This is a genomic window from Stutzerimonas sp. 21-1 (assembly GCF_056336065.1).
On the sequence record NZ_CM150500.1, the window covers coordinates 1,826,509 to 1,851,940 of the forward strand.

At 63.4% G+C, this 25,432-nt stretch carries 24 protein-coding genes; 8 read left to right on the top strand and 16 right to left on the bottom strand.

What is annotated here, in order from left to right:
• Positions 1-123: 123 nt before the first annotated feature.
• Both sohB and AC0ZJQ_RS08930 read left to right on the top strand, forming a co-directional pair.
• On the top strand, positions 124-1,146 hold the full coding sequence (sohB, locus tag AC0ZJQ_RS08925) for a protease SohB (protein WP_008567865.1): 1,023 nt from the start codon (positions 124-126) through the stop codon (positions 1,144-1,146).
• 11 nt (positions 1,147-1,157) lie between these two features.
• Complete coding sequence (locus tag AC0ZJQ_RS08930; protein WP_476477689.1) at positions 1,158-2,150, top strand: YhdH/YhfP family quinone oxidoreductase; 993 nt, start codon at positions 1,158-1,160, stop codon at positions 2,148-2,150.
• 57 nt (positions 2,151-2,207) lie between these two features.
• Here the strand turns inward: AC0ZJQ_RS08930 and AC0ZJQ_RS08935 are convergent, their stop codons facing one another.
• The 8 genes from AC0ZJQ_RS08935 to AC0ZJQ_RS08970 all read right to left on the bottom strand — a co-directional run bounded on the left by AC0ZJQ_RS08935 (position 2,208) and on the right by AC0ZJQ_RS08970 (position 9,790).
• The gene (locus AC0ZJQ_RS08935) at positions 2,208-2,708 is read right to left on the bottom strand and encodes a DUF934 domain-containing protein (RefSeq protein WP_003287890.1); all 501 of its coding nucleotides are present in this window, start codon (positions 2,706-2,708) and stop codon (positions 2,208-2,210) included.
• Positions 2,692-4,350 (bottom strand): nitrite/sulfite reductase, encoded by a 1,659-nt coding sequence (locus AC0ZJQ_RS08940; RefSeq protein ID WP_237264761.1) that lies wholly within the window; start codon positions 4,348-4,350, stop codon positions 2,692-2,694. Before AC0ZJQ_RS08940 ends, AC0ZJQ_RS08935 begins: the two co-directional genes overlap by 17 nt.
• Before the next feature lie 339 nt (positions 4,351-4,689).
• Positions 4,690-4,908 carry a DUF2970 domain-containing protein gene (locus AC0ZJQ_RS08945; protein ID WP_237264760.1) on the bottom strand — a complete coding sequence of 73 codons (219 nt, stop codon included), beginning with the start codon at positions 4,906-4,908 and terminating at the stop codon, positions 4,690-4,692.
• 122 nt (positions 4,909-5,030) lie between these two features.
• Positions 5,031-5,564 (bottom strand): Hsp20/alpha crystallin family protein, encoded by a 534-nt coding sequence (locus tag AC0ZJQ_RS08950; protein WP_476477690.1) that lies wholly within the window; start codon positions 5,562-5,564, stop codon positions 5,031-5,033.
• Between the two features lie 88 nt (positions 5,565-5,652).
• The gene (locus AC0ZJQ_RS08955) at positions 5,653-6,108 is read right to left on the bottom strand and encodes a 3-phosphoshikimate 1-carboxyvinyltransferase (protein WP_476477691.1); all 456 of its coding nucleotides are present in this window, start codon (positions 6,106-6,108) and stop codon (positions 5,653-5,655) included.
• Positions 6,109-6,145: 37 nt separating this feature from the next.
• On the bottom strand, positions 6,146-7,486 hold the full coding sequence (locus tag AC0ZJQ_RS08960) for a leucine-rich repeat-containing protein kinase family protein (protein ID WP_476477692.1): 1,341 nt from the start codon (positions 7,484-7,486) through the stop codon (positions 6,146-6,148).
• 77 nt (positions 7,487-7,563) lie between these two features.
• A complete protein-coding gene (locus AC0ZJQ_RS08965) occupies positions 7,564-8,598 on the bottom strand; it encodes an RNA methyltransferase (RefSeq protein WP_476477693.1) in 1,035 nt (344 codons plus the stop codon).
• Positions 8,599-8,641: 43 nt separating this feature from the next.
• The gene (locus tag AC0ZJQ_RS08970) at positions 8,642-9,790 is read right to left on the bottom strand and encodes an MFS transporter (RefSeq protein WP_476477694.1); all 1,149 of its coding nucleotides are present in this window, start codon (positions 9,788-9,790) and stop codon (positions 8,642-8,644) included.
• A 111-nt stretch (positions 9,791-9,901) separates the two neighbouring features.
• On the opposite strand from AC0ZJQ_RS08970, the gene AC0ZJQ_RS08975 reads away from it, so the two are divergent.
• Together AC0ZJQ_RS08975 and AC0ZJQ_RS08980 are read left to right on the top strand one after the other, a co-directional pair.
• Entirely contained in the window at positions 9,902-10,198 is a 297-nt protein-coding gene (locus AC0ZJQ_RS08975) for a DUF1883 domain-containing protein (RefSeq protein ID WP_003287880.1), read from the top strand.
• Positions 10,199-10,334: 136 nt separating this feature from the next.
• Entirely contained in the window at positions 10,335-11,192 is an 858-nt protein-coding gene (locus tag AC0ZJQ_RS08980; protein ID WP_008567851.1) for a DMT family transporter, read from the top strand.
• 12 nt (positions 11,193-11,204) lie between these two features.
• Here the strand turns inward: AC0ZJQ_RS08980 and AC0ZJQ_RS08985 are convergent, their stop codons facing one another.
• Complete coding sequence (locus tag AC0ZJQ_RS08985; protein WP_008567849.1) at positions 11,205-11,531, bottom strand: DUF5629 family protein; 327 nt, start codon at positions 11,529-11,531, stop codon at positions 11,205-11,207.
• Positions 11,528-15,220 (bottom strand): methionine synthase, encoded by a 3,693-nt coding sequence (metH, locus tag AC0ZJQ_RS08990; RefSeq protein WP_476477695.1) that lies wholly within the window; start codon positions 15,218-15,220, stop codon positions 11,528-11,530. The genes AC0ZJQ_RS08985 and metH overlap by 4 nt, the downstream gene beginning before the upstream one ends.
• 165 nt (positions 15,221-15,385) lie before the next feature.
• On the opposite strand from metH, the gene AC0ZJQ_RS08995 reads away from it, so the two are divergent.
• From AC0ZJQ_RS08995 to AC0ZJQ_RS09010, 4 genes are all read left to right on the top strand, one after another.
• On the top strand, positions 15,386-17,665 hold the full coding sequence (locus AC0ZJQ_RS08995) for a fatty acid cis/trans isomerase (protein ID WP_476477696.1): 2,280 nt from the start codon (positions 15,386-15,388) through the stop codon (positions 17,663-17,665).
• 90 nt (positions 17,666-17,755) lie between these two features.
• Complete coding sequence (gene nfuA, locus AC0ZJQ_RS09000; RefSeq protein ID WP_003287873.1) at positions 17,756-18,340, top strand: Fe-S biogenesis protein NfuA; 585 nt, start codon at positions 17,756-17,758, stop codon at positions 18,338-18,340.
• 155 nt (positions 18,341-18,495) lie between these two features.
• On the top strand, positions 18,496-19,479 hold the full coding sequence (locus AC0ZJQ_RS09005; protein WP_476477697.1) for a response regulator: 984 nt from the start codon (positions 18,496-18,498) through the stop codon (positions 19,477-19,479).
• A gap of 2 nt (positions 19,480-19,481) precedes the next feature.
• Positions 19,482-20,444 carry a sensor domain-containing diguanylate cyclase gene (locus AC0ZJQ_RS09010; RefSeq protein ID WP_476477698.1) on the top strand — a complete coding sequence of 321 codons (963 nt, stop codon included), beginning with the start codon at positions 19,482-19,484 and terminating at the stop codon, positions 20,442-20,444.
• A gap of 12 nt (positions 20,445-20,456) precedes the next feature.
• Here AC0ZJQ_RS09010 and AC0ZJQ_RS09015 read toward each other — a convergent pair whose 3' ends face one another.
• The 6 genes from AC0ZJQ_RS09015 to AC0ZJQ_RS09040 form a co-directional block, all read right to left on the bottom strand.
• The gene (locus AC0ZJQ_RS09015; protein WP_476477699.1) at positions 20,457-21,563 is read right to left on the bottom strand and encodes a DNA topoisomerase IB; all 1,107 of its coding nucleotides are present in this window, start codon (positions 21,561-21,563) and stop codon (positions 20,457-20,459) included.
• 12 nt (positions 21,564-21,575) lie between these two features.
• A complete protein-coding gene (locus tag AC0ZJQ_RS09020) occupies positions 21,576-21,740 on the bottom strand; it encodes a hypothetical protein (protein ID WP_008567843.1) in 165 nt (54 codons plus the stop codon).
• Between the two features lie 86 nt (positions 21,741-21,826).
• On the bottom strand, positions 21,827-22,519 hold the full coding sequence (locus tag AC0ZJQ_RS09025) for a DUF421 domain-containing protein (RefSeq protein WP_167135190.1): 693 nt from the start codon (positions 22,517-22,519) through the stop codon (positions 21,827-21,829).
• A 33-nt stretch (positions 22,520-22,552) separates the two neighbouring features.
• Positions 22,553-22,831 (bottom strand): hypothetical protein, encoded by a 279-nt coding sequence (locus AC0ZJQ_RS09030; RefSeq protein WP_008567841.1) that lies wholly within the window; start codon positions 22,829-22,831, stop codon positions 22,553-22,555.
• A 140-nt stretch (positions 22,832-22,971) separates the two neighbouring features.
• A complete protein-coding gene (locus AC0ZJQ_RS09035) occupies positions 22,972-23,241 on the bottom strand; it encodes a hypothetical protein (RefSeq protein WP_008567839.1) in 270 nt (89 codons plus the stop codon).
• Between the two features lie 341 nt (positions 23,242-23,582).
• Positions 23,583-25,217 carry a methyl-accepting chemotaxis protein gene (locus AC0ZJQ_RS09040; RefSeq protein ID WP_213663414.1) on the bottom strand — a complete coding sequence of 545 codons (1,635 nt, stop codon included), beginning with the start codon at positions 25,215-25,217 and terminating at the stop codon, positions 23,583-23,585.
• Positions 25,218-25,432 lie beyond the last annotated feature (215 nt).

The following is a 25,432-nucleotide window of genomic DNA, read 5'->3' on the forward strand; positions in this document are numbered from 1 at the left end:
CAATTCATACGTTTGTTTGAATTGGGCGCGCGCTGGTTCCGCTACAGGCGCCCCGGTATGCTTGCCCATCCGGCGCCGCACAAGCGAATACTGGCGGCTGTCATCCAAAACCAAGGAGCGATCGTGGAATTTCTTGCCGATTACGCCAGTTTTCTGGCCAAGACCGTGACACTGGTGCTGGCCATCGTGGTCGTACTCATCGTCGTGGCATCGTCACGACGTGGTCGCGGCAAGTCGAGCGGCGGCAATTTGCAGGTGCACAAGCTCAACGATTTCTACAAGGCGATGCGCGAACGCCTCGAGCAATCGGTACTGGAGAAAGATCAGCTCAAGGCGCAGCGCAAGCGCGAGGCAAAGGCCGCGAAGCAGGCGAAGAAGTCCGAAACGCCGTCACGCGTATTCGTGCTGGACTTCGATGGCGACCTCAAGGCGTCCGCCGTCGAAAGTCTGCGTCACGAAATTACCGCGCTGCTCACTCTGGCCACACCGCAGGATGAAGTGGTGCTGCGCCTGGAGAGTGGCGGCGGCATGGTGCACAGCTACGGCCTGGCGGCTTCGCAGTTGGTGCGTATCCGCGATGCCGGCGTGCCGCTGACGGTCTGTGTCGACAAGGTTGCGGCCAGCGGCGGCTACATGATGGCTTGCATCGGTGATCGCATTCTTACCGCACCGTTCGCCATTCTCGGCTCCATCGGTGTGGTGGCGCAGCTGCCTAACCTGCATCGATTACTGAAGAAGCATGACGTTGACTTCGAAGTGCTTACCGCGGGTGAGTACAAGCGCACGCTGACCGTCTTTGGTGAGAACACCGAGAAGGGCCGGGAGAAATTCCAGGAAGACCTGCAGACCACGCACGATCTGTTCAAGAACTTCGTGGCGCGTTATCGGCAGCAGGTCAGTATCGACGACGTAGCCACCGGCGAAGTCTGGCTGGGCACCGCCGCGCTGGGCAAGCACCTGGCTGACGAGATCAAGACCAGCGACCAGTATCTGGCTGAGCGCGCGCATGAGGCTGAACTTTTCCATCTGCACTATGCGCAGAAAAAGAGTCTGCCCGAGCGCTTTGGCATGGCGGCCAGCGCTTTGATCGAACATGGCGTGGCCAAGGGCTGGAAACAAATCAACGAACAGAAATTCTGGCGATAGAGGAGAGGCGCATGGGTAGCTTCAAGGCATTGCAGGTCAGCGAGGACGGGCAGGGACATTTCACGTCACGTATCGTCGAGCGAGCGATCGATGAGTTGCCCGCCGGCGAGGTGCTTATCCGGGTGCGCTATTCCTCGTTGAACTACAAGGACGCGCTCTCGGCCAGCGGCAATCGCGGCGTGACCCGCCAGTATCCGCATACGCCGGGTATCGATGCGGCGGGCGTGGTCGAGGCGTCGAGCGTCGCCGAGCTGAAGGCTGGCGATGAGGTGATTGTCACCGGCTACGATCTGGGCATGAACACCGCAGGTGGTTTCGGCCAGTACATCCGTGTTCCGGCGGCCTGGGTGATCAAACGTCCGCAAGGGCTCTCGCTGCGGGATTCGATGATCCTCGGAACCGCCGGCCTGACCGCTGCACTGTGTGTCGAGAAGCTCGAGCGCGCGGGATTGGAGCCTGGTGCGGCACCGGTGCTGGTCACGGGCGCTACCGGCGGGGTGGGCAGTATTGCCGTGGCTTTGCTGGCACGGCTGGGCTATACCGTTGCGGCCATGACTGGCAAGGCAGAGCAGGGCGAGCTGCTGCGTCGTCTGGGCGCCAGCCAGATCGTCGAGCGCAGCGTGTTGCAGGCTGGAACAGAGAAGGCGCTGCTGAAAGAGCAATGGGGCGGTGCAGTGGATACCGTCGGCGGGGAGATTCTGTTCAACGTGGTGAAGTCGTTGCAGCGTGGGGCTAGTGTGGCCTGCTGCGGTCTGACCGCCGGAACGCAGTTTTCAGCCAGCGTGCTGCCGTTCATCCTGCGCGGGGTCAACCTGCTGGGTGTCGACTCGGTCGAGATTCCGCTGGTCGAGAAGGCCTCGATGTGGGACAAGCTCTCGCTGCAATGGCGTCTGCCGCACCTGGACGAGCTGGCCGAGGAGATCGACCTACAACAATTGCCTGGTGCGATCGAGCGTATCCTGGCCGGGCAGCAAGTGGGGCGGGTGCTGGTGCGGCTGGACTGACAGCCTGTTGCGTAAATGAAAAAACCCGCCATCAGGCGGGTTTTTTATGTGTGCGATTCAGCCCTGACGTCGGCGGAACAACGGCAGGCGCTCGTCCACTGCTGCCTGGTAGCGCACGGAGAAGTCCTTCAGGCTCTGCAGCGCGTCTTCCGGGTCGCGATCGGCACGAATGGCAAACGCATCGAAGCCACAGCGGCGCATGTAGAACAGCTGATCGCGCAGCACGTCGCCAATCGCGCGGATCTCGCCCTTGTAGCCATAGCGTTCGCGCAGCAGGCGGGCGCTGGAGTAGTGGCGGCCGTCGGTAAACTTGGGGAAGTTGAGCGCGATTACCTGGAAGTGTTCCAGATCGTCGGCGATCTCTTCGACTTCCTCGTTGGAATCCAGCCAGATGCCCAGGCCGCCGTCACGCGCCTTGAGTGCGTGTGCGTGATCGATCCACAGGTGCAGCGGCACGATCACGTCATCGCAGTTGGACAGGCCGTCCAGCGTCTCTTCCTTGGGCAGCAGGTGCCAGGTTTCGTCGATGATCTGCTCGTTCTTAATGATTCGCTGCATACACTCGCTCCTTGAAGGGATCGATGCCGACGCGGCGGAAGGTGTCGATAAACTGTTCATCTTCGGTACGCAGCTCCACATAGACGCTGATGATCTTTTCGATCACATCCGGCACGACGTCCTGTGCGAAGGACGGGCCGAGAATCTGCCCCAGGCTGGAATCGCGGCCGGAGCTGCCGCCCAGCGAGACCTGATAGAACTCGGCGCCTTTCTTGTCGACGCCAAGAATGCCGATATGACCGATGTGGTGATGACCGCAGGCGTTCATGCAGCCGGAGATGTTCAAGTCCAGATCACCGATGTCGAACAGGTAATCCAGATCGTCGAAGCGGCGTTGAATGGCTTCGGCCACCGGGATCGACTTGGCGTTCGCCAGCGAGCAGAAATCGCCGCCGGGGCAGCAGATGATGTCGGTCAGTAGCCCGATGTTCGGTGTCGCTACGCCGAGTTCGCGCAGCTCGTGCCACAGCTCGAACAGACGGCTTTGCTCGACGTCCGCAAGAATAATGTTCTGCTCGTGGGAGTTGCGCACCTCGCCGAAACTGTAGCGGTCGGCCAGGTCGGCAATGGCGTCGAGCTGTTTGTCGGTGACGTCACCAGGCGTGTTGCCGGTGCTCTTCAGCGACAGTGTCACGGCGGCATAACCGGGCTTCTTGTGCGCGACCACGTTGCGCTGGCGCCAGCGAGCGAAGCCGGGGTGTTCGGCGTCTAGCTGCGCGAGGGCCGCACTCTGATCTTCCAGCTCTTTGTAAGCCGGATCGACGAAGAAGCGCCCGATGCGCTCGACTTCGGCATCGGTCAGGGTGCTCGGGCCATCTTTCAGATGGGCCCACTCGGCCTCGACGCGCTCGGCGAAAACTTCCGGGGTCAGCGCCTTGACCAGAATCTTGATACGCGCCTTGAACTTGTTGTCACGACGACCGTAGCGGTTGTAGACCCGCACGATGGCTTCCAGGTAGCTGAGCAGATGCTGCCACGGCAGGAATTCACGGATGAAGCTGCCAACAATCGGCGTGCGGCCCAGGCCACCGCCAACCGAGACGCGGAAGCCCAGCTCGCCGGTGGCGTTGTGCACCGCTTCCAGCCCGATGTCATGCACCTCGATGGCGGCGCGGTCGCTGACGGCGCCGTTGACGGCAATCTTGAACTTGCGCGGCAGGTAGGCGAATTCCGGATGGAACGTCGACCATTGGCGAATGATTTCGCACCACGGGCGCGGGTCGATCAGTTCGTCGTGGGCAACGCCTGCGAACTGGTCGGTGGTGGTGTTGCGGATGCAGTTGCCGCTGGTCTGGATCGCATGCATCTGCACGGTCGCCAGCTCGGCGAGAATGTCTGGGACGTCTTCGAGTTCCGGCCAGTTGAATTGCACGTTGGTGCGCGTGCTTACATGCGCGTAGCCCTTGTCATAGCGGCGGGCGATATACGCCAGCTTGCGCAGCTGAGTGGAAGACAGCAGACCATAAGGAACGGCGATGCGCAGCATCGGGGCGAAGCGCTGGATATACAGGCCGTTCTGCAGGCGCAGCGGCAGGAATTCGTCACCGGCAAGCTCACCCGCGAGGAATCGGCGGGTCTGATCGCGGAACTGACGGACCCGGTCCTCGATGATGTGTTGGTCGTACTGATCGTAAACGTACATGAAGTGTCCTGTTTTCAGGCTGGCTACAGCTTGTCGCGCGCACGGCTGCGCACCCTACGAGGAAGGGCGGCAAGATACCAGCTCGTGGTTATACGCAAAAGTGATGTTTGGGAATATGTTTAGAACGAAACACGCGATTCTGGCGCTATCGGACCGTTGACCGGGAAGGGTGCCTAGCGATGATCTTTACTGGTCTCGTGACAGTGCTTTCGCTCATAGCCAATGGAGATGTTCCATGAATCATCGCGACAGTCTGGTAGATGCGGCCGCCATTCTCGCCCTGATCCTGCTCACAGTCGGCACGGCGATCTTCTGGCTCAGTTATCAGTAGCGCCGGGCTCACGCACCGGCGAGGTGGATCACCAGCCGGACCAGCGCAATGAGCACCAGCACGAAGATCACCGTGAAGCCAACGCCGAGCAGGATGAAATGGCCAGGCTTGCCCTGAGTGAAATCGCGGGCGCGGTTCTTGCCGCTCTGAACGCCTAGCGCGGCGGCGAATACGCTTTGCAGCATCTGGCGCAGGGTCATGGGTTTGTGCTGCGGTTCGTCGCTCATGTTGCAGACTCGTGCGGGGGCGTTGTCTGGAGTCTAGTCGAGCGCGCACATGTTTCAGGTGGTCGACGGAGAAACCCAGACCGCAGGTCTGACCATTCATCAGGCCTGCGGTCGCTCCGTTGTCAGTCGGTCTTGATCGAGATGGCTTTCTCGCCTGGCTGGGCGCCGGGCTTCTTCGGCAGCGTGAGCGACAGCACGCCCTTGCTGAAACGGGCGTCGATCTGCTCGCGGTCGACTCCGTCCGGCAGGGCGAAGCTGCGTTGGAAGCTGCCGAACGAGCGTTCGGAGAGGTGGTAGCCCTGCTTCTCTTCTTTACGCTCCTGGCGTTTTTCACCCTTGATGACCAGCGTATCGCCGACCAGTTTTACCTCGATGTCGGCCTGATCCATGCCCGGCAGTTCGGCGGTGATTTCGAAGGCGTGGTCCTTCTCGACCACGTCCACCGCGGGCATACGGCTGAGCCCGCCTTGCCAGAATGGCGTGGTTTCCAGGCTGTGGCGGCTGGGTCGATGCAAGGAACGATCGAAATCATCGAACAGGCGATCGATCTGCCGACGCAGGCCTTCGAACGGGCGCCAGCTTTCTTGGCTGACGGGCGGCTGGGCGCTGGACTCCTTGGCGTCACTTGCTGCAGGTTTGTTCGACGTGTCTGTCATTTGTAACCTCCATTAAGCGTGTGGTTGCGTAAGGCCAAATCAGTTTGGTCTCTTCACCGGAGCAGCGTTTGATCCCTGTCAAGTCATATCAGATGTTCGCCTTGAACCAGTCCCACAGGCCGAGCGAGTAGTTGGGCAGCAGGTCAATGCCCAGCGCCGACTTGACCAGGTAGAGAATCGCCAGTCCGAGCAGAGTACTGAACAGCAGGAAAAGTGTAGCCAGCGCAGCCTTGGCAGCCAGTGAAAGGTGTTGCTCAGCGCGTGAGTGGCCGCGTTTGTTGCGCCCGGCGAGCACGGCAAAGTAGTACTGCGCGCCCAGCAGGCGGAAGGTACCGCGCAGATCGACCTTGTGCTTGACCCAGGAGCGCGCGCCGAACACCTGGCGTAGCGCTTCTAGTTGCGCGTCCGTGAACGATTCGCGCAGCGTTTCTGGCAGGCGCTGCTTGAGCCCCTTTACGAACGGGTCGTCAGCCAGCGCCGCGTCGGTAAAGGGCGCGGGATAGCGAGCATGGTCGGTGTCGGAGGAGGTTTCGCGGGACGGCATGATAGTTTCCCCGTTCGATGAAGGCTAAGCGTGACAGTTAGGCACCGGCGGTCGCTTCGCAGGACGCTTGGACTTGCGCCAGACTGGCTGTCAGCGAGGCGAAATCTGGGCGCTCGCGGCTTTCGTTGAGCAGGCATTGCTGACGCAGCTGGTCGAGCTGAAGCAATCGCTCGTCGTTGGCGTCCGCACAGCGCTGCAGCATTTCTTCGAGCAGACAGCCGAAGGCGCGCGCCTCGATACGTTGCAACGCCTGGCCGGTGCGGCTTTCGCCAGCGAAGAACGATGCCGCGCCGAAATCGCTGAGCAGGCACTGGCCGTGCGGGTTGACCAGCAGGTTATGCGCATAGAGGTCGCCATGCAGGATGCCGCGCTCGTGCAGGTGCGCAACCGCCGATGCCGCGCCGTGGCCGATGCGCAGTACCTGCTCGACGCTGAATCGGCTGTCGGTGGCGTAACAGTCACGTGTACAGCTGGCTAGCGACGGCGGCCCGGCCAGCGGCTGGAATGCCGGCGCGATCAGCTCCATCAACAAGCCGACCGGGCTGCCGGGTTGCTCCGCCAGCGGCCCGGCGACCTGGATCAGATTCGGGTGCGCGCCGGCCGCAAGGCAGGCCGCCATCTCGCTGTGGGGCAGGCCGTCGCTGGTCAGGCTGCTCCTGAACAGCTTGGCCGCCATCGGCCGGACCCCATGAGGCGTGTGCCAGCTGGCCCGATGGATGATGCCGGACGCGCCCTGACCAAGTACTTCATGCAGTGCGAGCTGTTCCCGTGCGACTGCGGGGCTGGGATGGGCGGCGAGGGCGCGGATCTCCTCGGCGTCGCTGAACGGGTTGCCGGCAAAGGCCAGCCAGGCCAGCCGCGGCAAGTGCAGCAGCCAATCAGGCAGCGCTTCCAGGCGGTTGGCGGCGATGCGCAAGAGTTCCAGACGGGTGCAAGCCTGCAGCTGCTCAGGCACCGAGCGCAGCCGATTGCCGGCCAGCATCAGCTTCTGGAGTCGGCTGCACCCAGCGAGCTCGGCGGGAATTTCTGATAGCAGATTGTCCGTCAGGATCAGCCAGCGTAACGGCGCCGTTAGTGCGTTGGCGGGCAGGTGGCTGATGCGGTTCGCCTTGAAGCCGACCATCTCCAGTTGCGCGCAGTCGCCCAGGCATTCCGGTACCTGGCTGAAGGCATTATCGGAGCAGAACAGGATGCGCAGACGATGCAGCCGCGACAGATCGGCCGGCAGTACGCTCAGCTGGTTGCCCGAGAGGTTGAGGACTTCCAGCGTGTCGGCCAGGCCGAAGATGGCCTCCGGGAACTCCTGCAGGTCGGCGGACAGGTCCAGGCGGGTGATGCCGGCCAGATCGCCGCGCTCGAGTTGTTCCAGGGTGTGCATGGTGGCGTCCTTGCGGGCTGGCGTTGCTTCGCTCGGTGCGAGCGGCTCTAGCTGGGACAATGCGGGCCGTCGGGCGTTCAGCTCGCCCGCGTCGGACGCCGCGCCAGAGCCTGCTCCGCACGCGCACGCAGTTGGCCGCAGCCGCCGTCGATGTCCTGGCCCGCCGAGTTGCGTACCTTGGTCAGCACGCCGCGGCTGTGCAGGTAGCGCACGATCTGTACGATGCGCTCGCCGTCCGGGCGCTGGTAGGCATCGTCTTCCAGGCTGTTGTAGGGGATCAGGTTCATCACGGCGTACTTGCCCTTGAGCAGGCGCAGGATGCCGTCCATCTCGTCCTGATGGTCATTGATACCCTTGAGCAGCGTCCACTGGTACTGGATGGGAAAGCCGGTTTGGCGCGCATAGGCTTCGCCGAGTTCGACCAGTTCCTCGGGATCGATGCGCGGCGCGCGCGGCAGCAGCGCCTGACGCAGCTCGGCATTGGTGGAGTGCAGCGATAGCGCGAGCGCGGGCTTGACCTGCTGCTGCGGCAGGCGCTCGAACACGCGCGGATCGCCAACGGTGGAGAACACCAGGTTCTTGTGCCCGATGCCGCCATCGGTGCCGAGCAGGTCGATGGCCTCGAGTACGTTGTCGAGGTTGTGTGCCGGCTCGCCCATGCCCATGAACACGACTTTCTTCACCGGGCGAAAGCGGCGGGCAAGGGCGACCTGGGCGACGATTTCGGCGCTACCCAGCTGGCGCAGCAGGCCGCTCTTGCCAGTCATGCAGAACAGGCAGCCCACCGCGCAACCGATCTGGCTGGATACACACAGGCCATCACGCGGCAGCAGCACGCTTTCCACCATCTGTCCGTCGGCCAGCTCCACCAGCAGGCGCGCCGAGCCATCGGCGGCGGGGTGTTCGGAGCGCAGGCGCGCCAGCTTGTCCAGCGCCATGGCCAATTGCGGCAGGGCTTCGCGCACGCTGAGCGGCAGGAAGTCCTCCGCCTGCTGCTGGCGGCGGCCGATGGAAATGTCGCGGCCGAGCAGCCAGGCGCGGGTCATCCGCCCGATGTGGCGGGGTTTGGCGCCGACGGCGGCGAACGACTGGTGGATATCGTGGATACGCATGGGGCGCGCATTCTAGCGGGCCGCTCGCAGAAAGGGCAGGCGCTTAGTCGGCGAAACGCCGGCTGCCGAAGGCAATGCTCAGCAACATCAGCGCGAGCAGGCCGAAGGCGACGGCGAGCGAGCTGTAATGTGCCATCAGACCGATCAGCGCCGGACCGGCCAGCACCCCGGCGAAGCCCACCGTGGTCGCGGCGGTGACCGCCAGATGCACCGGCATCGCGTCCTGGCGGCTGAGCGAGGAAATCAGTACCGGTGAGACGTTGGCGCAGCCCAGTCCGCACAGCCCGTAGCCCACCAGCGCCAGCGCCCAGTGTTCGGCGAAGATGCTCAGGGCGATGCCCATGGCGGCGAGCACGCCGCCCAAGGCGATGGTTCGCGCGGTACCGAGGCTGTTGATGATCGGTGCGCCGGCGAAGCGGCCGATAGTCACCATCAGCGCGAAACTGGCGTAGCCCAGGCCGCCCTTGGCGGTCTCCAGGTGCTTGTCGGCAGTGAGAAACAGGGCGCTCCAGTCGAGCACGGCGCCTTCGGCCAGATAAACCACGAAGCACAGCAACCCGACCAGCAACACTTGCCCGCTAGGCCGCACGAAGGCACCGCCGCCAGCCGGCGCCCGGTCGGGCACGAAGCCGCGCAGTACCGCGAGGTTCGCTGCCACGATCAGCACGATCATCAGCAAGCAGCCGGCTTCGGCGCTCAGGCCGAGCGAGAGCAGGGCGGTCAACGCCAGCGCGCCGCTGATCGAGCCAAGGCTGAACATGCCGTGAAAGTTGGACATCAGGCGCCGTCCCAGCGCGCCCTCGATCAGCAGCGACTGGATGTTGAGCACGATATCCAGCACGCCGAGGCTGCCGCCGAAGCAGAACAGTGCCAGCGCCAGCAGCCAGATCGAATCGACCAACGCCATGCCGGCCAGTGCCAGGGCCAGCAGCGCGACGCAGCAGAGAATCACCGGCCGAATGCCCCAGCGCGCCACCAGCACGCCCGAAACGGGCATCCAGCTCAGCGAGCCGAGACCGATGCACAGCAGCAACAGGCCGAACAGCGCATCGCTCATCTCAATCCGTGCGCGCACGTAAGGCACCAGCGGCGCCCAGACGGACAGGCCGAAACCTGCCATGAAGAAGCCGCAGCGCGTGGCGTGCCGCACGAGCGGCGAGGTGAGATCGGCAGTGGTGGGCAGCGCGGACATGCGCGACGGTCCTTGGGTGAGGCGGTGAGCGGAGCGGGCGCCATGTAACGTCCGGTGCGAGGCGGCATGCTATCGTCTCGCTTTGCCGGCTGTAACCTGCGGAGTCCCTCGATGAAGTTCATACACCAGCGCGAGCAACTCGAGGAGGACGATATCGTCGTCATCCAGTGCTCGCAGACCTGCAATATCCGCCTGATGAACGATGCGAACTTTCGCAGCTTCAGGAACGGCGGACGCCATACCTATCATGGCGGCGCCTTCGACCGCTTTCCGGCGAAGATCGTGGTGCCGAGTTCGGGGTTCTGGAACATCACCATCGATACGGTGACCCGCAAGCCCATCAGCGTGACGCGCAAACCGAACCTTACCTATTCGATCAAGGTCATTCGACGGTCCGCCTCGCGCTAAGCGACCGCCATCGCGCAGGCAACGAATCCAGGAGTGATCCGTGAGCCAGCGACACCGCTTGTCTTTTCTCTCATCGCGAACCGAACGTACGACCGACGCGGGTGGCGTCGGTCGGGTTACCGCTGCGCATCTGGGCATGCTGCTCTGGGCGCTGTTCGTCGGTTTGTCGTTTCCCGCGGTGGGGCTGCTCAGCGAAGGGCTGCCGCCGTTGCTGCTGACGGCCATGCGTTTCGTCATCGCTGCGCTGGTGCTGGCGCCGCTGGCCTGGCGCCAGAGCGATGGGCATCCGGGCCTCCGCACCTGGCTGCTTTATGCGCTGATGGGGCTGTGCCTGGCCGGCTTCTTCGGCACCATGTTCTGGGTCGCGCACCGGGTTACCGCGCTGTCGATGGCCACGCTGTTCGTCAGCGTCCCGTTGCTGGCGTATGGCCTGGGGCGTGGGCTCGGCGTAGAGCGTCCGGCCGGTCGCTTGCTCGCCATTCTGGCGCTGGGGGCGACCGGCGCGCTGGGGCTGGCCTGGGCGGAGAACGGTGGCAACTTCACGGGCCTGCAGCTGGGGCTGGGCGAGCTGGCGTTCTTCCTCGGTTGCATCGCCTCGGCGCTGTATCCGGTGCTCAGCAAATGGGGCCTGGCCCGTGGTGTGCTGCCGACACAGGCAGGCCTGCGGACCTTCTGGAGCCTGCTTGCCGGCGCCGTACTCATTGCGTTGATGGGACTGATCTGGGAGCAACCGGCGGCGTTGCTGCGCATGAATCCGCTGGACGTGCTGCTGGTGATCTATCTGGGTGTGTTCTCCAGCGCCATGACGTTTTTCCTGCAGCAACGCGCGACGAGCGTGCTCACGCCCGGCGCGGTGACGGCATACAGCTATCTGGTGCCATTTGTGTCGATGCTACTGCTGTTCTACGACCAGCCCGCGCGCATCGGCTGGCACTGGTTGCCAGGCAGCCTGCTGGTGGTGCTGGCCATCGCCTTGCTGCTGCGACGCGAATGATTGCGCGCGACGTTATCCGTCTTCGCTGCTGGCCTGGACGGCGCCCAGGCATTTCAGGCGATGCGGGCCGAGCTGCCAGCTGTCGTCCTCGGCCTGGTATTCGGCTTCCATCACGTTGTTGTAGCTGAAGCGCCAGCGCTTGCGTTCGCGACCGTCGAGCGCCTCGATGCTGACCACGATGTCGTCGCTGGCGAACGGCAGTCCGGCTTCGGCGGCGGCGTCCGCCTGGTCGAGCACCGCTTCGTCGAGGGTGAAATCGAAGGCGTGCAGGCCGTCGATTTCCAGCATGTCGGCGCTTTCGAGCTGATCGAGCAGGTAGGGGTTATCGGTGTCACTCATGCGTCGTACCCCAGGTTCGGCATCAGCCAGCGTTCGCTGGTTTCCAGGCTCTGACCTTTGCGCGCTGAGTAGCTTTCCACCTGATCCTTGTCGACCTTGCCGACGGCGAAGTACTGCGCTTCCGGATGGGCGAAGTACCAACCGCTGACGGCTGCGGTGGGCAGCATGGCGTAGTGTTCGGTGAGCGTGACCTGGCTGATGCCGTCGGCATCGAGCAGCTGGAACAGCGTGCCTTTCTCGGTGTGATCCGGACAGGCCGGATAGCCGGGGGCAGGGCGGATGCCCTTGTACTGCTCGCGGATCAGGTCCTCGTTGCTCAGCTCTTCATCGCTGGCATAGCCCCAGTATTCCTTGCGCACCCGCTCGTGCAGCCATTCGGCGCAGGCTTCGGCGAGGCGGTCGGCGAGGGCTTTGACCATGATCGAGTTGTAGTCGTCGCCTTTGTCCTGATAGGCCTTGGCCACTTCTTCAGCGCCGATACCGGCGGTGCAGATGAAGCCGCCCACGTAGTCGGTCACGCCGCTGTCCTTCGGTGCGACGAAGTCGGCCAGCGAGAGGTTTGGTTTGGCATCGGGTTTGACGATCTGCTGGCGCAGGTGATGCAGGGTGGCGAGCTTCTCGCCAGCGTCGCCGTAGACTTCCAGATCGTCGTCCTGCACCTGGTTGGCCGGCCAGAAACCGAACACGGCGCGGGCACGAATCAGCTTCTCGTCGATCAGCTTGTTGAGCATCGCCTGGGCATCATTGAACAGTGCGGTAGCGGCTTCGCCGACCACTTCGTCCTCGAGGATGCGCGGGTACTTGCCGGCCAGGTCCCAGGCGACAAAGAACGGTGTCCAGTCGATGTAGTCGACCAGCGTGCGCAGGTCGATGTCTTCCAGCAGCTGGCGGCCAGTGAAGCTCGGCTTGACCGGGGTGTACGCCGCCCAGTCGAACTGCGGCTTGTTCGCCAGCGCCTGGGCATAGCTCAGCCGCTCGGTGCGTGCGCTGCGGTTGGCGGTGCGCTCGCGGATCATGGCGTACTCTTCGCGGGTCTTCTCGGCGAAGGTCGGCTTGAGTTCCTTGGACAGCAGCGTGGTGGCGACGCCGACCGCGCGCGAGGCATCGGTGACGTAGATCACGGCGTCATTCTTGTAGTGCGGGTCGATCTTCACCGCGGTGTGCGCCTTGGAGGTGGTGGCGCCGCCGATCATCAGGGGCAGGCTGAAACCCTGGCGCTGCATCTCGCGGGCGACGTGGACCATCTCGTCCAGCGACGGGGTGATGAGGCCGGAGAGGCCGATGATGTCGCACTTCTCGGCAATGGCGGTCTGCAGGATCTTTTCCGCCGGCACCATCACACCCATGTCGACCACGTCATAGCCGTTGCAGCCCAGCACCACGCCGACGATGTTCTTGCCGATGTCGTGCACGTCGCCTTTGACGGTCGCCATGAGGATCTTGCCCTTGGCTTCAGGCTTGTCGCCTTTCTCCGCTTCGATGAAGGGGATCAGGTGCGCCACGGCCTGCTTCATCACCCGGGCGGACTTGACCACCTGCGGCAGGAACATCTTGCCGGCGCCGAACAGGTCGCCGACCACGTTCATGCCGGCCATCAGCGGACCTTCGATGACTTCGATCGGCCGTGCGCACTGCTGACGGCACTCCTCGGTGTCTTCGACGATGTAGGTGGTGATGCCCTTGACCAGCGCATGCTCCAGCCGCTTGCCCACCGGCAGGCTGCGCCATTCTTCGGTCTCGGCTTCCTTCACGGCGCCGCCGCCCTTGTATTGCTCGGCCAGTTCCAGCAGCGCCTCGGTGCCGTTGGCGCTGCGGTTGAGCACCACGTCCTCCACCGCGTCGCGCAGCTCTTTGGGAATCTCGTCGTAGATTTCCAGCTGGCCGGCGTTGACGATGCCCATCGTCAGGCCCGCCTTGATCGCATGGAACAGGAACACCGAGTGGATCGCTTCGCGCACCGGGTTGTTGCCGCGGAAAGAGAACGACACGTTGGATACACCGCCCGAGGTCAGCGCGTAGGGCAGATGGTCGCGGATATAGGCGCAGGCCTCGATGAAGTCGACCGCGTAGTTGTTGTGCTCCTCGATGCCGGTGGCGATGGCGAAGATGTTGGGGTCGAAGATGATGTCTTCCGGCGGGAAGCCCACCTCATTGACCAGAATGTCGTAGCTGCGCTGGCAGATCTCGCGCTTGCGCGCGGCGGTGTCGGCCTGGCCAGCTTCGTCGAAGGCCATCACCACCACGGCGGCGCCGTAGCGCTTGCACAGCCGGGCGTGGTGCTTAAACTGCTCGACGCCTTCCTTCATGGAAATGGAGTTGACGATGCCCTTGCCCTGAATGCACTTGAGACCGGCCTCGATCACTTCCCACTTGGAGGAGTCGATCATGATCGGCACGCGCGAGATGTCCGGCTCGCCGGCGATCAGGTTGAGGAAGCGCACCATCGCCGCCTTGGAGTCGAGCATGCCCTCATCCATGTTGATGTCGATCACCTGGGCGCCGGCTTCCACCTGCTGCAGGGCGACTTCCAGCGCCTCCGTGTAGTTTTCCTCACGGATCAGCCGCGCGAACTTGGCCGAACCGGTGATGTTGGTGCGCTCGCCGACGTTGACGAACAGCGAGCTGCGATCGATGGTGAACGGCTCCAAGCCAGACAGCCGGCAGGCCTTGGGAATTTCCGGAATGACGCGTGGTGGGTACTTGGCCACCGCCTCGGCGATCGCCTGGATGTGCGCCGGGGTGGTGCCGCAGCAGCCGCCGATGATGTTGAGGAAACCCGAGGCGGCGAATTCTTCGACCACTTCAGCCATCTGCGCCGGGGTTTCGTCATATTCGCCGAAGGCGTTGGGCAGGCCGGCGTTGGGGTGGGCCGAAACGAAGGTGTCGGCCTTGGTCGCCAGCTCCTCGAGATAGGGACGCAGGTCCTTGGCGCCGAGCGCACAGTTCAGGCCGACGGAAATCGGCTGGGCATGGCGCACCGAGTTCCAGAACGCCTCGGTGGTCTGCCCGGACAGGGTACGGCCGGATGCGTCGGTGATGGTGCCGGAGATCATGATCGGCAGCTCGACGCCCAGCTCCTCGAACACGCCCTGCACGGCGAAGATCGCCGCCTTGGCGTTCAGCGTGTCGAAGATGGTCTCGATGAGGATCAGGTCGGCGCCGCCCTCGATCAGGCCACGGGTGGCTTCGCTGTAGTTTTCCACCAGCTGGTCGAAGGTGACGTTGCGAAAGCCCGGGTCATTGACGTTCGGCGAAATGGAGCAGGTGCGACTGGTCGGGCCGAGTACGCCGGCGACGAAGCGCGGTTTGTCCGGGGTTTCCAGGGTCTTGGCATCGGCAACTTCACGGGCCAGGCGGGCGCCTTCCACGTTCAGGTCATAGACCAGTTCTTCCATGCCGTAGTCGGCCTGGGACACCCGGGTGGCGTTGAAGGTGTTGGTTTCCAAGATGTCGGCGCCGGCATCCAGGTAGGCCTTTTCGATGGCCTGGATCACATCCGGCCGGCTGAGCAGCAGCAGATCGTTGTTGCCCTTGACGTCCTGCGGCCAGTCGGCGAAGCGTTCGCCGCGGTAGTCGGCTTCATCCAGTTTGTAGCTCTGGATCATGGTGCCCATGCCGCCGTCGAGGATCAGAATGCGCTCCTTGAGTGCGTGCTGGAGTGCCTGGAGGCGGGTGTTGCGAGTGGACATGGGGACTACCTGAACGAGCGGGTGACAGAGACGGACAATCATAGCAAAGCTGCATGCTTTTTGATCATGTCGCCTTTTCCATGAATATTATTCAGCTTGTCGTTTGGGTTAGCCCTCCAGCAGGCCGCTGTTTAGAATGCCGGCTCTTCTTCAGGTTGATTCGTCATGTTTGCTCGACTCCTGCTCGGCTTGCTGGTCGTTCTGTACGGTGCCGTGGCGCAGGCGCAAGCGCCGTCCTATCAGCGTGACATTCAGCCGATCTTCACCGCCAAGTGCGTTGCCTGCCATGCCTGTTACGACTCGCCGTGCCAGCTGAACCTGGGCAGCGGCGATGGCGCGCAGCGTGGTTTTTCCAAACAGCCGGTCTACGACGGCACGCGAGTCAGGGCGCAGGAGACGACGCGGCTGTTTCTCGATGCACATGACGAGGCAGGTTGGCGGCGCAAGGGGTTCCATTCCGTACTCAGTGCGGCGGACGGCCAGGCCGCGTTGATGGCGCGCATGCTGGAGCTGGGGCGTAGCCAGCCGCTGGAGCCGAACGCCAAATTGCCGGCCGATCTGGATATCAGCATCGGCCGCAAGAACAGCTGCCCGTTGCCGGATGAGTTTGCCGCCTACGCCGCCAAGAGCGCTCATGGAGGCATGCCGTTCGCGGTGACTGGGCTGACGGATGACGAGTACGCGACCCTGCAACGCTGGCTCGAACAGGGTGCGCCGGTAGAGCTGGCCAAACTGCAGCCGAGCGCGAGCGAGCAGCAGCAGATCCGCCAGTGGGAAGACCTGCTGAACGCCCCCGGCACGCGGGAGCAGCTGGTCGGCCGCTGGCTTTACGAACACCTGTTCCTCGCCCATCTGTACTTCGAAGGAGAGGGTGAGGGCGGGCACTTCTATCAGCTGGTGCGCTCGCGCACCCCCAGCGGCGCGCCGGCCGATCCGATCGCCACGCGACGGCCCAACGGCGATCCGGGCACCACGTTCTACTACCGCTTGTGGCCGATCAGCGATGTGATCGTGCACAAGACGCACATCACCTATCCGCTGAGCGAGGCGCGGCTGGCGCGGGTTCGCCAGCTGTTCTTCGGCTCTGACTGGCAGGCCGGGCCGGTACCGGGCTATGGCGCGGGGCATCGCGCCAATCCCTTCCTGACCTTCGCGGCGATTCCACCGCAGGCGCGCTATCAGTTCATGCTGGATAACGCCGAGTATTTCGTGCGCACCTTCATCCGCGGCCCGGTGTGCCGCGGGCAGATCGCCACCGACGTGATTCGCGACAACTTCTGGGTGCTGTTCCAGGACCCGCAGCACGACCTCTATCTCACCGATGCCGACTACCGCGACAAGACCACGCCGCTGCTGGCGATGCCCGGTCAGTTTGACGAGCTTGGCGAGCTGCTGGGTTTCTGGAAGCGTTACCAGCCCAAGCGCAACCGCTACGAGAAGTTGCGCATGGAGGCCTATGCCGAGCAGCCGGCCGAGTGGGCGCATATCTGGGCTGGCAACGACAACGCGCTGCTGTCGATCTTCCGCCAGCACGACAGCGCCTCGGTGCGCAAAGGCCTGATCGGTGCGGTGCCGCAAACCCTGTGGTGGATGGACTATCCACTGCTGGAGCGCACCTATTACCAGCTGGTGGTGAACTTCGACGTGTTCGGCAACGTGTCTCACCAGGGGCAGACGCGTCTTTACTTCGACCTGATTCGCAACGGTGCCGAGCTGAACTTCCTGCGCCTGCTGCCGGCGAAGTCGCGCCAGTCGATTCTCGACAGCTGGTACGAGCAAGGCGGCCAGCTGAAGCTGTTGCTGGCCTACACCTCGCTGGATACGCAGACGCCATCGAGGCTCATGCTCGAGCCCGGCGACTCCAAGCAGACGCTGGCCCGCCAGTTACTGACACGCCTGGCACCGATCAACGCCGCGCCCGACCCGCTCAATCGCTGCCTTGGCACGCATTGCTATCGCGCCGACCAGCCGGTGCCGCTGCAGCAGGCCGAGCAAGCACTCAGCCGCCTGAGCAACCGCATGGCCGCTGGCTTGCCGGTCGTCGGCCAGTTACCGGAGGCGACGCTGCTGCGCATCGAGTACGGCTCCGGCCAGCGCGAGTTGTACAGCCTGTTGCGCAACCGCGCGCACAGCAATGTCGCCTTCATGTTCGGCGAGGACTGGCGCTACCAGCCGCGGCGGGACACGCTGACGGTTTACCCCGGAATACTCAGCAGCTATCCGAACTTCCTGTTCAATCTCGATGCCCGGGAGGTAACGACGTTTGTCGCGGCGCTGGAGCGGGTCCGCGACGGTGCCGATTTCGAGCGTATCGTCGAGCGCTGGGGCATTCGCCGCAGCCACCCGCAGTTCTGGTTCTACTTCAACGACCTGTCACGCTATCTGGAAGAAACCGATCCGCTGGAAGCGGGTGTGCTCGACATGAACCGTTATCAGAACCTGTAAAAGGTGGTGGCTGTACTTGACTAAATTACTAGGACTTTATCCGCGGCCCGCGTTGGCGTACACTGCCGCGCATATCTGCGAGGAGTTGCCATGAGCGCGATCACCATTACCGAAGCTGCACACGACTATCTGGCCGATCTGCTCGAAAAGCAGAACACCACCGGCATCGGCATTCGTATCTTCATCACCCAGCCGGGTACCCCTTACGCGGAAACCTGCATCGCCTACTGCAAGCCGGGCGAGGAGAAGCCGGACGACATCGCCCTGGCGCTGAAGAGTTTCACCGCCTGGATCGACGGCACCAGCGAGCCGTTCCTGGAAGATGCGCTGGTGGACTACGCGACCGACCGCATGGGTGGGCAGCTGACCATCAAGGCGCCAAATGCCAAGGTGCCGATGGTCAACGAAGACAGCCCGCTGAACGAGCGCATCAACTATTACCTGCAGACCGAGATCAACCCCGGGCTGGCCAGCCACGGTGGCCAGGTCACGCTGATCGACGTGGTCGACGAGGGCATTGCCGTGTTGCAGTTCGGCGGCGGTTGCCAGGGCTGCGGGCAGGCTGATGTCACCCTCAAGGAAGGCATCGAGAAGACGCTGCTGGCGCGCATCCCCGAACTCAAGGGCGTGCGCGACGTGACCGACCACAGCAACCGCGACAACGCCTACTACTGAGTTACCCTTCCCAACACCGTGACGCGATAACCGCGCGTCACGGCTGTCGCTCGAAAGTGCCATTTTGTCGGATGATGCCAAATGGCCACCAATGCATCTCGCGGTTGATATAAGCTGGCGGCTTCCGATTCCATCGGCACGGAATGCCAGCGCGCATGTATACCACCTCCCTTCTGATCTGCGACGACTCCAACCTGGCGCGCAAGCAGCTTCTGCGTGCGCTGCCGGCAGGTTGGCCGGTGGCCGTGACGCAGGTGGAAACGGGTGCCGCGGCGCTGGAGCGCATTCGCCAGGGCGGCATCGACGTGCTGATACTCGACCTCACCATGCCTGGCATGGATGGCTATCAGGTGCTCGCGGCCCTGCGGCGCGAGGGCCTGTCGTGCAAGGCAATCGTGGTATCGGCGGATGTTCAGGATGAAGCGGTGCGGCGGGTACTCGAGCTCGGGGCGCTGGCATTCATCCGCAAGCCGGCCGAACCGCTGCACCTCTATCAGACGCTGGCGAGCCTCGGCCTTCTGAACGAGCAGACGGCGCTGGCGACGCGCGCCGACGGTGAAGCCATCGGTTTTCGCGATGCCCTGCGCGAGGTTGTGAATATTGCGATGGGACGCGCAGCAGCGTTGCTGGCGCGGGTGCTGGGGGTGTTCATCCAGTTGCCGATTCCCAACGTCAACCTTCTCGAAGTGAGTGAGCTGCACATGGCGCTGGCCGATGCCGCGCGTGGCGACAGGCTTACCGCCGTCTGCCAGGGTTACATCGGCGGCGGCATCGCGGGCGAGGCGCTGCTGCTGTTCCATGATTCGGAAGTCGCCGACATGGCGCGCTTGCTGCGTCGCCAAGATCATCACGAAATCGAGATGCTGCTGGACCTGTCCAGCCTGCTGATCAGCGCCTGCCTCAGCGGTATCGCCGACCAGATCGACGTCGCCTTCTCCCAGGGACATCCACAGGTGCTGGGCCAGCACGCGCCGATCGACGAGCTGATTCGCCTGAATCGCTTGCGCTGGAAGCGCACCCTGGCGGTGGAGATCAGCTACAGCCTGGAAGGCCACGACATCCATTTCGACCTGCTGCTGCTGTTCACCGAGGATTCGCTCGACCTGCTGTCCCGCAAACTTGCCTACCTGATGAACTGACCATGTCCCAACCCAGCGAATTTCACTGGCTGCTGGCGGTTGTCCAGAGCATCGACGTCGGGGTCGTGGTTCTCGATCGAGACTACTGCGTCGAAGTCTGGAACACCTTCATGGAGAACCGCTCCGGCGTGCTGCCCGAAGCGGCGCGCCGGCAGTCGTTCTTCGCGCTGTTCCCCGAGCTGGACGAGGAGTGGTTCCGGCGCAAGGTCGAGAGCGTCATAACCCTCGGCACGCCGTCGTTCACCATCTGGGAGCAGCGGCCTTACCTGCTGCGCTTCAAGAACTACCAGCCGATCACCGGGCTGGAAGACTTCATGTATCAGAACACCACGCTGCTGCCGCTGCGGGGCACCAGCGGCGCCATCGAGCAGGTCTGCCTGATCATCTATGACGTGACCGACGTCGCGGTGAACCGTCGCCAGCTGCAGGCGGCCAATCGCGAGCTGCAGCGGCTGTCCAGCACCGACCGCCTGACCGGGTTGTACAACCGTGGTCACTGGGAGGAGATTCTTCGTCAGGACTATGCGCGCCATCGTCGCCACGAGAGCCAGTCCGCACTGGTCATGTTCGATATCGATCACTTCAAGTCGATCAACGATACCTACGGTCACCAGGCCGGCGATGCCGTGATCCAGCAGGTCGCCGAGCTGATCCGCGAAACCATGCGCGATTGCGACGTGGCGGGTCGCTACGGTGGTGAGGAGTTTGTGGTGTTGTTGCGCGATACCGACAAGCAGGGCGCATTCACCTTTGCGGAGCGCCTGCGCCGGGTCGTCGAGGCGCATGAAGTGCAGCACGACGGGCGGCCGATCCGTTTCACCATCAGCCTGGGCATCGCCGATCTCAGCCAGCCCAGCACGGGACATGCGCAGCTGATCGAATGGGCGGACAGTGCGCTCTACGCGTCCAAGTCCGCCGGCCGCAACTGCGTCACCTTGCATGGGCACGCCGCGCGCGACCAGTGATGGGCGGTCCGGCTATTGCGCGTCGCTACGACTGCGCAGAAAGGCCAGCAAGGCTACTTCCTGGCGGCTCAACCACTTGCGCTGACGTGCGCGCTTGAGGTCCGCCAGCTCGCCTTCGGCAAACGCCTGCAGAATCGCCGGGTGGATATAACACTGGCGGCATACCGCCGGCGTGTTGCCCAGCTGGCTGGCGACCTGTTTCACCGTCTCGACCAGCTGCTGGCGCGCCTCGGTCTGGGTCTGCCATCGCCGTGTGCGCAGGTGCTCCAGCGCCAGCGCGCTGCCGGCCCAGGTGCGGTAGTCCTTGGCGGTGAAATCGCGCCCGGTCAGGTCGCGCAGGTACTGGTTGATGTCACCCGAGCCGACCGTGCGGCGCTGGCCGTCATCGTCCAGATACTGGAACAGCTGTTGTCCCGGCAGCTCCAGGCAACGCCGCAACAGGCGCGCCAGCCGCCGATCTCGCAGTGTCACCTGGTGTTCGACGCCGCTCTTGCCGCGAAACTGGAAGCGAATCGCCGTGCCGCGGATGTCGACGTGCCGTGTGCGCAGCGTGGTGAGACCGTAGGAGCGGTTGTCGCGGGCGTAGCGTGGATTGCCGATGCGAATCAGCGTGGATTCGAGCAGCGTCACCACCAGCGCCATGACTTTCTCGCGCGGCATGCCGGTACGCGCGAGGTCCTGTTCCAGGCGTTTGCGCAACGTTGGCAGGGTTTCGCCGAACGCCAGCATGCGCTCGTACTTGTTGCTGTCGCGTATCTCGCGCCAGCGCGGGTGGTAACGGTACTGCTTGCGCCCGCGTGCATCGCGCCCGGTGGCCTGCAGGTGACCTTGCGGGTCGGCGCAGATCCAGACGTCGCGATAGGCTGGCGGAATGGCGAGGCTGTTGATGCGGCGAACCTGCGCCTCGTCGGTGATGCGTTCGCCCTGCGCGGTGTAGTAGACGAACTTGCCGCGCAGTCGCCGGCGTCGGATGCCCGGCTGGCTGTCGTCGACGTAGTTCAGCTCTGCCGGCAGTGTGGGGCAGAGCGGCGTGCCGGTGTCGCCCGATTCGTCTTCGGGCACTGGGCGGATGCCGGTTGCCTGCGGCGGTAGCTTCGGAGCCTCGGCAGGGTTGCGCATCGGCTTGTGGGGTCACTCGTCGCGTTCGGCGGTGTTGCGCATCAGCAGGCGGATCGCGGCCACCAGTTCGTCGATAGCTTCCCGATAGATCGCCGGCTTGCCTTCGGTTTCGGCCTGATCGGCGTGTTTGCGTGCGGTATCGAGGTGGTCGTTGATAGCGGAGTAATCACCCAACATGTCTGCATCTCCTTCGGGGGAGGCCGGCGTGATGTCGGCCCTGTTCAGACTGACCGCCGGCCAGCGACGCGGTTCGGGACCGTGTGTCAGTGCAGGCGTGGGTGGGTCAGCGCCTTGCACCAGCAGCGATGCCCACAACGCGGACAGCTCATCTCCTGCTGGCTTTCGAGTGTCTGTGGAAAACCGCAATGACTGCAGGCATACAGGCCGCTAGCCGGAACCTGCCGGAATTCGGGGCGATGCTCCGGTGGCAGCACTGACAAACCCGGGCGCACCTGGTCCGGCGTATGGAAGAACAGGCTGACATCACCGTCGGTTTCCAGAATGCCCAGTCGGACCTGACCTAGATGTTCGACGCCCTGCTGACGCAGCTCCATGAAGAACTCGTCGGCGGAGATGTCATGGCGATTCAGGCTGTGCAGTTCGTAGAGGCCATCGCGGATGATCGTCACCGGCTTGCCCTCGAGCCAGCTGCCGAAGCGTGGGCTGCGGGTCATCAGCAACACCGTGAAGCGATACAGCCCAAGCAGGGTGACGAATACCGCGATGATCGGCAGCAGCGGGACGTCTTCGTAGAAGGACACATCCCCCGCCGCCGAACCGAGCGTCAGGATGATCACCAGTTCGAACACCGAAAGCTGGCGGATGCCGCGTCGGCCGCTGATCTTGAGAAAGGCGAACACGGCGACGAAGGCGAACAGCGCGCGCATCGACACCTCGGCGATGAACAGCAGGGGGAAGTCATCGAGCAGGATGCGTTGCCAGTCGAAGGGCGTCATCGGTAGTTGTTCTCGTTATCTGCGAAGTTGCGTTCAGGCGGCCGCCACGTGGTAAACGAGCCGGATTCCGTCGCCGCTGCCGTCACCGACCACGGAGCCGACTATTGGCGCGTGGGTGACGTCGCGCCCCGGGTAGGCCTCCTGCAGGTGCTGCAGGGCAATCTTGCAGACATGTTCGAGCAGCCCGGTGAACTGGGTATCGCGCGGGATGATGAACTTCAGGGTGATGTCGTGAGCGCCCGGCCCTTGCGGCAGGCTGGCCAGACCGCAGCTGTGCCATTGGTCGTTGACGTAGGCGTGAGCACCTTTCATGGGGAGTCTCCTGTTTCGTCGATATCTCTACTGACCGTGAAACAGGTGAATGGGTCGGTCGACGCGAAACAAACGCAGCGTCCGGAAATGCAAAAGGCCCGGAGCAGAGCTGCCGGGCCTTCTGGAGACACGCACCGAATTTATTCAGGCATGTGCCAGGGCGAGAAGTGGATGCCGTCGCGGGTCATCTGCTCGCGGGACTGCTCCAACGCTTCGCCCAACTTGACCGGATCGGTGTACACGCTGCTGGACATCTTGCAGCGGCCCAGCGGGCGGGCGAGGGCGCTGTCGACAACGGTGATGCTGACTTCGCCGTTACCTTCCGGCAGGGTCCAGGCTACGCACTGGAAGGGCTTGAATGCGCGATCGGTGATGAGGAGGGCGTCGTTGATGCGGAGCGGTGCGTTCATTGGGCATGTCTCTCTGTGTGCGATGGGTGGGCCATTCGAGCCTTGCAGCGTTGGCCTTACATGCAGTTGATGTACGCAGAGGACTTGCGAGTCACACTCGAATTCCGAGAGTTGAGACTTTTTTTGCAATTAGCCAAAGGTATAACGCGCGAGTTTGGTTTCTGGCGCACCAATCAGGCGTGCTAAGAACATGATTTAAAAGGAATTTGCTGGAAGGCGCAGGCGTTGCCCAGGCGACCGGCGGTCAGTCGGGCTGCGACAACTTGCCGCCAAATAAAAAACGGCAGGCCGATGCCTGCCGTGTGACTCGGCGCCCCGATGTAACCGGGGCGCTCAGTCGATCAGACGCGGAACTGGCGCAGCAGACTGTTCAGGCGCTCGGCCAGTTCACCGAGGTGCTTGCCAGCCTCGCGGGTCTGCTCGGCGGCGTCGGTGCTCTGTTGTGCCAGGCCGGCCGCCTGGGTGACGTTCTGGTTGATGTCTTCGACCACATGCGACTGCTGCAGCGTCGCGCTGGCGATGGAGGCATTGAGGCCGGACAGGTTGCGCAGCGCCTGGGCGATCTGCCCGAGGCTCTCGCCGGCCTGGCTGGCCTGCTCGACGGTGAGCTGCGATGCCCGGTTGCTCTCCATGATCACGTTCACCGCCGCGCCGGAGTTCTTCTGCAGGCGCTCGATCATGGTCTGGATTTCCGCCGTCGATTGCTGGGTGCGCTGCGCGAGCAGACGTACCTCGTCGGCGACCACGGCGAAGCCGCGGCCCTGTTCGCCGGCGCGGGCGGCCTCGATGGCGGCGTTGAGCGCGAGCAGGTTGGTCTGGTCGGCGATGGAACCGATCACTTCGAGCACGCTGCCGATCTTGGTGGTTTCATCGGCCAGCGACTGGATGACGCCCACGGCCTGGCTGATGGTCGCCGACAGCTGGTCGATCTGTTGCAGGCTGGCCTCGATGTTCTGCTGGCCCTGGCCGGCCTGGTTCTCCGCATCGCCAACTTCGCTGGCGGCATGCTCGGCGTTCTTCGCGACTTCCTGTACGGCGTAGGTGACTTCGTTGATCGCAGTGGCCACCAGCTCCATCTGCTGCAGCTGCTGCTGGCTTTGCTGGAAGGCATCCCCGGAGACGCTGCCGAGCGTCTGGGACGATTGTCCTAGCGACTGCGCCGTCTCCAGCAGCTGGCTGATCACGCTGCGCAGCTTGCCGGTAAAGCGGTTGAAGTCGCGGCCCAAGGTGGTCAGTTCATCGTTGCCGGAAACATCCAGATCGCGCGTCAGATCGGCCTCGCCGCTGGCGATGTTGGCCATCGCCGACATCGAGTTGCGCAGCGGGCGGGTGATGCTGCGGATCAGAATAGCCACCAGTACGGCCATGATCGCCGCGATGAGCAGCCCGATGATGGAGAAACGCATCAGATAGTTCTTGAACTCGGCCTCGACGTCATCGACGTAGATGCCCGAGCCGATGATCCAGCCCCAGGGCTGGAACAGCTGAACGTAGGAAATCTTCGGTACCGGGTCGGCTTCGCCCGGCTTGGCCCACATGTAGTCCACGGCCCCGGCGCCGTTACTGCGGGCCACGGCGACCATTTCGTTGAACAGTGCCTTGCCGGTCGGGTCCTTGACCTGGGACAGATTCTGACCTTCGAGCTTGGGCTGCATCGGGTGCATGATCATGACCGGGCCGAGATCGTTGATCCAGAAGTAATCCTGGCCGTCGTAGCGCAACGCGCGGATTTGCTTGATGGCCGCCTGCTGCGCCTCGGCGGTGGACATGGCACCGCTGGTTTCGAGCTGGCGGTAGTGATCGAAGATGCCGGCAGCAGTCTCGACCACATGACGGGTCATCTCCTGCTTGCCCTTGTACAGATCGCTACGCACCTGCTGGATCATCAGCATGCCGAGGATGAACAGCATGAGGATGGCGACCACCGGAATCAGCCACAGACGCTTGCTGATGGGAAACTTTCGCAGCAGATTCATTTTCGTAGAACTCCTGATGAGCCTTTTATCTTTATGCGCACCGGCATCGGTGCAATGTGCCGGACAGATGAGTGATCGTCGCCGCTCTGCCTGTCCGGCCTCTCCCTGATAGCTTTTCGGCCGCGCGTGGCTAAAAATGAGCCCCCTCCCGTGACGCGGCGGAATTTACTTGGCCGCGACGAGTCAGAACAGCGGCCAGACGCCGTGCTGGCATA

What these genes read in the sequence shown, in the direction of transcription:
- AC0ZJQ_RS08965 (WP_476477693.1), bottom strand. Translation starts at nt 8,598, where the DNA reads ATGCGTATCCACGATATCCACCAGTCGTTCGCCGCCGTCGGCGCCAAA.
- AC0ZJQ_RS09040 (WP_213663414.1), bottom strand. Translation starts at nt 25,217, where the DNA reads ATGAATCTGCTGCGAAAGTTTCCCATCAGCAAGCGTCTGTGGCTGATT.
- AC0ZJQ_RS08940 (WP_237264761.1), bottom strand. Translation starts at nt 4,350, where the DNA reads ATGTACGTTTACGATCAGTACGACCAACACATCATCGAGGACCGGGTC.
- AC0ZJQ_RS09030 (WP_008567841.1), bottom strand. Translation starts at nt 22,831, where the DNA reads ATGAAAGGTGCTCACGCCTACGTCAACGACCAATGGCACAGCTGCGGT.
- AC0ZJQ_RS08995 (WP_476477696.1), top strand. Translation starts at nt 15,386, where the DNA reads ATGTTTGCTCGACTCCTGCTCGGCTTGCTGGTCGTTCTGTACGGTGCC.
- AC0ZJQ_RS08980 (WP_008567851.1), top strand. Translation starts at nt 10,335, where the DNA reads ATGCTGCTCTGGGCGCTGTTCGTCGGTTTGTCGTTTCCCGCGGTGGGG.
- AC0ZJQ_RS09025 (WP_167135190.1), bottom strand. Translation starts at nt 22,519, where the DNA reads ATGACGCCCTTCGACTGGCAACGCATCCTGCTCGATGACTTCCCCCTG.
- nfuA (WP_003287873.1), top strand. Translation starts at nt 17,756, where the DNA reads ATGAGCGCGATCACCATTACCGAAGCTGCACACGACTATCTGGCCGAT.
- AC0ZJQ_RS09010 (WP_476477698.1), top strand. Translation starts at nt 19,482, where the DNA reads ATGTCCCAACCCAGCGAATTTCACTGGCTGCTGGCGGTTGTCCAGAGC.
- AC0ZJQ_RS08975 (WP_003287880.1), top strand. Translation starts at nt 9,902, where the DNA reads ATGAAGTTCATACACCAGCGCGAGCAACTCGAGGAGGACGATATCGTC.
- AC0ZJQ_RS08985 (WP_008567849.1), bottom strand. Translation starts at nt 11,531, where the DNA reads ATGAGTGACACCGATAACCCCTACCTGCTCGATCAGCTCGAAAGCGCC.
- AC0ZJQ_RS08945 (WP_237264760.1), bottom strand. Translation starts at nt 4,908, where the DNA reads ATGAGCGACGAACCGCAGCACAAACCCATGACCCTGCGCCAGATGCTG.
- AC0ZJQ_RS08930 (WP_476477689.1), top strand. Translation starts at nt 1,158, where the DNA reads ATGGGTAGCTTCAAGGCATTGCAGGTCAGCGAGGACGGGCAGGGACAT.
- AC0ZJQ_RS08970 (WP_476477694.1), bottom strand. Translation starts at nt 9,790, where the DNA reads ATGTCCGCGCTGCCCACCACTGCCGATCTCACCTCGCCGCTCGTGCGG.
- AC0ZJQ_RS08935 (WP_003287890.1), bottom strand. Translation starts at nt 2,708, where the DNA reads ATGCAGCGAATCATTAAGAACGAGCAGATCATCGACGAAACCTGGCAC.
- AC0ZJQ_RS09020 (WP_008567843.1), bottom strand. Translation starts at nt 21,740, where the DNA reads ATGTTGGGTGATTACTCCGCTATCAACGACCACCTCGATACCGCACGC.
- AC0ZJQ_RS08960 (WP_476477692.1), bottom strand. Translation starts at nt 7,486, where the DNA reads ATGCACACCCTGGAACAACTCGAGCGCGGCGATCTGGCCGGCATCACC.
- AC0ZJQ_RS09035 (WP_008567839.1), bottom strand. Translation starts at nt 23,241, where the DNA reads ATGAACGCACCGCTCCGCATCAACGACGCCCTCCTCATCACCGATCGC.
- AC0ZJQ_RS08950 (WP_476477690.1), bottom strand. Translation starts at nt 5,564, where the DNA reads ATGACAGACACGTCGAACAAACCTGCAGCAAGTGACGCCAAGGAGTCC.
- AC0ZJQ_RS09015 (WP_476477699.1), bottom strand. Translation starts at nt 21,563, where the DNA reads ATGCGCAACCCTGCCGAGGCTCCGAAGCTACCGCCGCAGGCAACCGGC.
- AC0ZJQ_RS08955 (WP_476477691.1), bottom strand. Translation starts at nt 6,108, where the DNA reads ATGCCGTCCCGCGAAACCTCCTCCGACACCGACCATGCTCGCTATCCC.
- metH (WP_476477695.1), bottom strand. Translation starts at nt 15,220, where the DNA reads ATGTCCACTCGCAACACCCGCCTCCAGGCACTCCAGCACGCACTCAAG.
- AC0ZJQ_RS09005 (WP_476477697.1), top strand. Translation starts at nt 18,496, where the DNA reads ATGTATACCACCTCCCTTCTGATCTGCGACGACTCCAACCTGGCGCGC.